The organism is Fodinibius salsisoli (genome assembly GCF_026229185.1).
Classification (GTDB): domain Bacteria; phylum Bacteroidota; class Rhodothermia; order Balneolales; family Balneolaceae; genus Fodinibius; species Fodinibius salsisoli.
In genome coordinates this window covers 1-1347 of record NZ_JAGGJA010000032.1, presented here as the reverse complement: position 1 = coordinate 1347, position 1347 = coordinate 1, and the positions used below count along the sequence as shown (strand labels likewise).

Below are 1347 nucleotides of genomic sequence, written 5' to 3'. Positions count from 1 at the left end.
TGTTGAGTGAACGCCGAAGTTTATTTTCATCAAATGATTCTTTTTCTCCGGATGCTTTGGTGACTGTGATTGGTGTCATATTTTAGACCATTATTGAATTGAAATAACTACAAATTTGATTGTCCAGAATTACCGGACCGTTGAATAAACTGTTTCCAGTTGTCTTTCGCCGGAAGGAAGGCCGGCACGTTTTGTTTGTACTGGAGATACTCTTCACCAAACTCTTCAATTACCTTCTTCTCTTCCCTTCGGGCAAGCAGGACATAAGCGATTACGATCACCGGAAACAGGCCTACGGAAAATATAGTCGGCCAGTGAATGACCCCCTCTCCAAAAAGCCCGATAAACAATCCGGTGTATTGGGGATGTCTGACCAGGCTGTATAATCCGTCGGTTGCCAGCCTGTTTTCCTGCTTGGCATGGTAAAGCTGACGCCAGCCCTGGATAAAAATTCCGAAGCCAATAAAAAGCAGGGCATAGCCCAGAATCATTGAGATCATCATCCCGGTCTGCCCCATGCCTAATATCGTGGACCAGAGATTGGCATCTACAGACCCGCTGTCAATTCCCAGGAATCGTGCCATCAAATAGATAGTAAGGGGAAAGCCATACATCTCTGCATACAATGCAATGATAAAACCTTGAATTAACCCGGCACCCACCCACTCCCGCCAGGATTTGGGTGCCATGTACTTGTATAATAGCCAGGAAGCAATAACGATAACAAAAAGCGCTATAACCCAGGCTCCTGAATGTTCAATTCCTCGTTCCATGTAATTGCTCCGTTCAGTTAAAAGAGTTTTTGGTAATGAAAATGGATCATTTCCTAAATAAACCGTTGCTTAATACCCAGTGATCGATTTGTTTTGTCTATCGATTTTTCGGGATTGGATTCTAAGCCGGTTAGTGCTCGAATGGCATCGATGGTTTCGGGAATTACAATGGCCTGGTTATCAACCAGGTAGGCGTAGTAAAGCTCGTCTCCCTCCACTTTCAACATATCTTCCCATATGGCCACCTCGTACATATCACCATGGGGGCGGCCTATGTCCAGCATTAATTCCTTCACTGCATTGTTAGCTGATAATTCATCATCCATGCGTATAAAAGCGGTTCGGGATGAGGTGCCAAACGCTTCCAGCACTTCCTCTTTGGATGCTTCCTTTGTCAATTGCACGGTCCAGTAGTGTAGGTGGGAAAGTGTTTCCGGTACTTTAACTGCTGCCGTCACTACATCCAACTCGGGATCCACGCTCTGAGCATCCGGCCCCTGGTGACTTGGAATTTCCGGTTCGGGAACCAGCGTATTCATGATGCCACTCTTATGGCTTTCCCACGGATCGGTAG

At 46.0% G+C, this 1347-nt stretch carries 2 protein-coding genes; both read right to left on the bottom strand.

Features of this window, described 5'->3' with window-relative positions:
• Positions 1–107: 107 nt before the first annotated feature.
• Complete coding sequence (locus J6I44_RS20480) at positions 108–773, bottom strand: methyltransferase family protein (protein ID WP_265768135.1); 666 nt, start codon at positions 771–773, stop codon at positions 108–110.
• Positions 774–826: 53 nt separating this feature from the next.
• A partial coding sequence (locus J6I44_RS20475; RefSeq protein WP_265768134.1) for a type II glyceraldehyde-3-phosphate dehydrogenase occupies positions 827–1347 on the bottom strand: 521 nt, incomplete at its 5' end.

Coding starts and splice junctions, on each gene's coding strand:
- J6I44_RS20480 (WP_265768135.1), bottom strand. CDS start 773: ATGGAACGAGGAATTGAACATTCAGGAGCCTGGGTTATAGCGCTTTTT.